General features: G+C 62.5%; 5 protein-coding genes and 1 pseudogene. 3 read left to right on the top strand and 3 right to left on the bottom strand.

Going from position 1 to position 5,367, the window contains the following annotated elements; all coding sequences use genetic code 11:
- The coding region (locus AB4Y86_RS11255) for an MFS transporter (RefSeq protein WP_441402318.1) at positions 1 to 630 on the bottom strand (630 nt) is incomplete at its 3' end.
- A 153-nt stretch (positions 631 to 783) separates the two neighbouring features.
- Here AB4Y86_RS11255 and AB4Y86_RS11250 point away from each other — a divergent pair.
- Entirely contained in the window at positions 784 to 1,152 is a 369-nt protein-coding gene (locus tag AB4Y86_RS11250) for a ClpX C4-type zinc finger protein (protein ID WP_441402317.1), read from the top strand.
- Between the two features lie 48 nt (positions 1,153 to 1,200).
- Here the strand turns inward: AB4Y86_RS11250 and istB are convergent, their stop codons facing one another.
- Complete coding sequence (gene istB / locus AB4Y86_RS11245) at positions 1,201 to 2,031, bottom strand: IS21-like element helper ATPase IstB (protein WP_441402316.1); 831 nt, start codon at positions 2,029 to 2,031, stop codon at positions 1,201 to 1,203.
- Positions 2,028 to 3,688 (bottom strand): annotated as a pseudogene (gene istA, locus AB4Y86_RS11240) (IS21 family transposase). Before istA ends, istB begins: the two are co-directional and overlap by 4 nt.
- A gap of 32 nt (positions 3,689 to 3,720) precedes the next feature.
- On the opposite strand from istA, the gene AB4Y86_RS11235 reads away from it, so the two are divergent.
- Complete coding sequence (locus AB4Y86_RS11235; protein WP_441402315.1) at positions 3,721 to 4,122, top strand: NUDIX domain-containing protein; 402 nt, start codon at positions 3,721 to 3,723, stop codon at positions 4,120 to 4,122.
- A 245-nt stretch (positions 4,123 to 4,367) separates the two neighbouring features.
- Complete coding sequence (locus AB4Y86_RS11230; RefSeq protein WP_441402314.1) at positions 4,368 to 4,610, top strand: hypothetical protein; 243 nt, start codon at positions 4,368 to 4,370, stop codon at positions 4,608 to 4,610.
- Positions 4,611 to 5,367: the final 757 nt, after the last annotated feature.

Raw genomic sequence — 5,367 nt, 5'->3', positions numbered from 1 at the left:
GCTCAAGGTGTAGCCGAGGCCGTCGCGTGCCTCGGTCCAGAATTTGTCCGGGGTTTCTGCTCGGGAGGGCGGATCTTGTGGGAGTCTGCCGGTCATGACCGCTGAGAACAAGTAGGCTGCGCCGGCAATGAAAAGCATGGCAGGAGCGGACACTACTTTGACAATCAGACCCACAATCCCTGGCGTGGCTATGGCCAAGCTGCTCTGCACGGACTGCACTTTTGCGTAACCATCACCCAGTTCGTTCCCCTTCAGCAGCGTCGGCATCATGGCGGACTGCGCCGTCGTGAAGACGACGTCAGCTGCGCTGACGAGGGCAGCGACGGCGAAGAGGTGCCAGATGCTGAGCGTTCCAAGGAAATACGCGATCGGCACCGAGACAACCGCGGCGGCACGGACAGTGTTGGCCAGAACTAACGTGGATTTCTTCGACCACCTGTCCACTAGAACACCGGCCGGCACTCCGAGCAGCAAGAATGCCGCCATGCCCAGCGCGTTCAGAACACTGGTCTGGAACGCCCCGGCGCCGAGAACAGCCACGGCGATAACCGGCAACATCGACCGGAGCACGTCGTCGCCGATTCCGTCCCCAATGCTCGCCGTGAACAGCTTTCGGAAAGCCGCGGGCATCACGGATCCGGTGGGTCGGCCGCCCCCTGCCCCGCCGCTTCTTCGGATGCCCGTATTCTTGATGAGAGCCAAGAGTCGTAAGGTCATACCTGACAATAGTCAGGTAGAGCCTGACATTCGTGACAAGAGCCCGCTTATTTGGAGAACGTGTCGATGCCCGAAAATAACGATCCTCGCGATTTTTGTGCCTTTTGTGGGCTGACACCGTCTGCGGACGAGCGCCTAGTGGCCGGCCCGGGAGTCTCCATATGCGAAGTGTGTGTGGCGGCCGCAGCGAAGATCCTGCACGACACAAGCACCGGGGAGCTGCCCAAGTCGGTGGGGCCCATCTGGGATCAAATGTCCGACACGGAGATCCTGCAGCACCTTCCCGAAATTTCCCGGGTAAGCCTCAAAGTCGAAGAGCAGCTTCGCGTCTGGGTCCGCGTCGCCCGCGAACGAAAAATCGCCTGGGCCCAAATAGGGGCGGCCCTGGACATCACTCGTCAATCGGCTTGGGAGAGATTCAAGGAACATCTATGATCGCCGGACGCGGCGGACGCGTGGGCCGGCCAGCCGCGCCAAGTCTGATCACGACTGCGGCTGTCCAGGGGTTGCCCGGGTGAGGCCGTGGGCGAGGCGGTAGGAGTCGGTGCCGGTTTCGATGATGGTGCCGTTGAAGGTGAGCCGGTCCACGATTGCGGCGCACAGCCTGGGGTCGGTGAAGGTTTTCGTCCAGCCAGAGAACGATTCGTTGGAGGCGATGGCGATGGAGTTCTTCTCCTCCCTCTCGGTGAGGACCTGGAAGAGGAGTTCGGCGCCGCGGCGGTCCAGTTCCATATAGCCAAGTTCATCGATACACAGCAGGTCCACGCGGCCGTAGCGGGCGATGGTCTTGGCGAGGACTTTCTCATCGGCGGCTTCGACGAGTTCGTTCACGAGTCTGGTGGCCAAGGTGTATTTCACCCGGTAGCCCTTCTCCGCCGCGGCGGTGCCGAGCCCGATAAGCAGGTGGGATTTCCCGGTCCCGGAATCGCCGATGAGGCATAACGGTGATCCTTTGCGGATCCAGTCCCCGGCGGCCAGGGTGTGGATGGTGGCGGGGTTGATGTTGGGGTTCGCATCAAAATCGAAATCCCCGAGCCACTTGTCCCGGGGAAAGTTCGCGGCTTTCACGCGGCGGATCGAGGAGCGCCGGTCCCGGTCATCACACTCGGCCAGCAGCAATTCGGCCAGAAAGCCCTGATAGGAGAGTTGCTCCTTCCCGGCGACGGTGAGGGCTTCGTCGAGCACGGCCCGGATCGTGGGCAGGCGAAGCCGTCGGCAGGCCTGGTCCACGGCCGCGACCGCGGCCTGTTCGGTCAGGCCGCGCCGGCGGCGCAGGGTCGGAGTGATGGTCGTAGAAGGTGCTGCAGGACTCATGAGATGTTCTCCTTCGACGCGGGTGTTTGTGCGGGTTGCGTGCGTTTGACCAGCAACTCGTCGTAACCGCTGACGGATGGAAGGGGACGGGTGTCCGGCGGGAGTCCCGCAATGACGGCCCCCGGATCCATGAGCCGGCGCTGGGTAAGACTGACAACCCGTTGCACACTCACTTCGTCGTGAGCACCGGGATGACGGTCCGGCCCGGCCCCACCCGCGGGGATGGTTGAGGCGTGTCTGCGGGCTTCGACCGCGACGACGTCGGCACTGACAGCGCCCACGCCCAAGGCCGAGACGATGCCTGCAGTGACGTCACCGGCGTCCATGGAGCGGTGAAGCAGCAGGACGTCGATGAGTTCACGGGTCCCGTCCGCGTCGCCGTTGACGCGCCGGGAGGCGGCCCAGAATGCCTCGTGGGCGCTGTTGAACGCCCCGGACTCCCGCGCCCGGGCCAGGGCGGGGCACCTGGTTTGGTCTTGAGGACCTCGAGGTAGTGGTCCAGCTGGACTGACTGCCCGTGCTTGGCAACGATCCGTTGATGTCTGGCGACAGCGGCGCGGCCGTCGAACACCACGACCTCGGACGCCCGCAAGGAGACCCGGACTTTCCGGYCGATGAACCGGGCCGGGACGGAATACTTCACCATCCGCACCGTGATCATCGAGGACCTGTCCACCCTGGGGTTCAGCACCAGCCCCGGATCGAAGGCCTCTCCCGGCAACGGCGCCAGGAACGGCTGTTCGGCGGCGAAGTCCTGGCCGATCGTGCGTATCCTGTCGTTGATCCGCCGGGCATCGTCTTGTGCTTCCCAGATCCGGATCCGGTCGTTGAGCTCGTCCAGGGATTCAGTGACGGGCATCGGCGATAATCTGTTGCGGCGGAACCAGCCGACCTCTCCTTCAACTCCGCCTTTTTCGTGCGCTCCGTCGAGACCGGGCTGGCAGTAGAAGGGGTCGAAGCCGTAGTGGGAGCGGAAGAGCACCCATCGGTCGTTCTCCTGCCGCTGCCGTCCTTGCCCGAAGACCACCGCGGTGACCGCGCTGGTGAGGTTGTCATACCTGATGTGCTTGTTCGGGACACCGCCCAGGACCTGGAAGGCTTCGATGTGTCCCTCCAGGAAAGCTTCCTGCGCCTGCGTGGGATAGATCCGGTGGACGGCCTTGCCCGAGTGGGAGAGCCGGAGGATGAACATGTGGCACTTGGTTTTCACGCCGTTCAGTACGATCCAGACTTCGCCGAAATCTACCTCGGCCTCCGCACCCGGGGCGTGTTCCTGCGGGACGAACACCTCCACCCGGCGGCCGGCCTCCACGTCGATCTGGGCCCGGCGGACACGCACCTAATCACGCACCGTGGAGTACGACAGTTCCTCGCCGTGCTCCTCGATGAGCCGGGCCATGATCCTGCGGGCGGTATAGCGCTGCTTCCGCGRCGCCGTCGTATCCTCTGTCAGCATCGCATCGATCGCCGCCTTGAACGGCTCCAAGCGCCACGCCACGCCTTGTCTTGGTTTGCGTGGCGGAGGGGTGGCTGATTCCAGAGCCTGCCGCACCGTCCTCCGGTGGACGTTGTGTTTGGCCGCCAGTGCGCGGACCGAGAGGCCCTCGACCCGGGCATCCCTTCGAATCAGCGCGAACAACTCCACTCTCGACTCCATCCAGACCAGCCCTCCGCCGCATCCATCCAGTGATGAATCCAACGTTGAAGGCGGGGCCACATATAACCGTCACAAGTTGCCCGGCGAGTCACGAAGTGGGGCCAGAAATAACCGTCCTACCGGGGCCATCCAAACCTGTCATAGTCACTGGGGAGACCCCGCGCGAGGGCGCCGTTCGGGAGCTTGCCGAAGAGACAGGTCTTGAATTAGTTGTTGCTGACCGTCCGGCGTTCGCTGCTGTCCGCTCGTACCGATCGGATTGGTCAGCGACCCCGAACTTGTCCTATTGGGCGATCGCCGACTCTGCAATGAAGCTGCTGCCGGAGGTTGGTCAACCCGCACATTGGGTCGATGTTGGCTCCGACTGGCGTACCTTCCACAAGCAGGATGCGGCCGTGATGGCCCGGTTTGCAGAACAACAGGGCGACTCCTAATCCCAAGGGCTGTTGGCCCGTAAGGGATCCCCGAACGGGCGCCGGAGCGCCCGACGACGCACCGGCTTGGGCAGGGGTTCCGAAGCCGTTCTTTGGTGCTCACGTTGCGAGGCGCGAACCCCCAATTAGGCCCTATAGAGCTATTGCCACTCCGGCCTTGCCCCTGCAACACTCAGGTCATTCGCTTCGCCCGCTGTGCAATCCTCCGGCCAGTCCACATCAAGAGATCGGACTCATCGATGGCTATGACTTCTCTGACCAAGGCCCGGTTGAGGAAAGCGACATTGATCGTTCTCGTGGTCACGATTGTTGCTTTCGTGTCGGCCCTCGCTATCCGGGAGTCGGACCAAGGGTCCTCCCCATTGTTGACCATCATCTATCAGGGCCTCGGTGGCATCGCGGGACTGGGTACAGCTTTCGTGGTGGTCTTTGTTCCCATGTATGCGTGGCAGGAAAGCCGAAAGAACGGGCGCGATGACGATCCTTGAACGGGACATCAGTCCACCGTTCAGATAATCGACTTCGTCACGGTCACGATGAGGACGAGCGACGCTAGGCCCACTGCGATCAGAACAAACAGGGAGACGAGCCAGTGGCGGTATCCCGGAGCATCCATCGTCTTACCTGGATGCCTCTTTAGGAAGGCGAAAGGGATCACCGCAGCAGCTACGACGCAGATGACAGCGAGGCTGATTAGAAATCGCCCCATGCCAGCTCCCGCTTTCCTGTGTGAATACTGTTGTCGACTCTCGGGCGACACTACCTGAGTGCGTACTTCAGAAACAGAGATGAAAGTGCCCATACGGACTGGACTTCTGGGACGGCGATTCTCCACTCCCCGAAAGYAAACCTTGCGGCGGCAAAACTGGTCAGAAGTTGCGTGGTCGTCCCGGTTCAAGGCTGCCCGTAAGCCGGTCCGCCACCGGTCACACACACCCCTGAACTGCATCATTGCGGACTGGGGTCCAGCGGATGTGACTGTTGGTTCGGAGTGGCGGTTTTTTCACAGCCCGGTTTGGCGGTTTTAGCTGATTCCGATGACGAGTGTTGAGCGTGCCGCCTCAATGACGTCGTGGGTGATGGTGCTGAGCTCGTTGATTTTCATAACCCGTCCTGCGCCAATCGAGTGCGAGGCGCCCAGGACCAAACGTGCTGGGAGGCACCAACCAGCCCTGGAGAGAGGGTGCCGGCACCCGACAACGCCGGCCTGACTTCATCGCACGGCCGGATCCGTGCGGTGAAGTC

Source organism: Arthrobacter sp. 2YAF22_2 (genome assembly GCF_052114645.1).
In the GTDB taxonomy this organism is placed as follows: domain Bacteria; phylum Actinomycetota; class Actinomycetes; order Actinomycetales; family Micrococcaceae; genus Arthrobacter.
The sequence above is the reverse complement of the archived record's forward strand: the minus strand, read 5'-3'. Positions and strand labels throughout refer to the sequence as shown.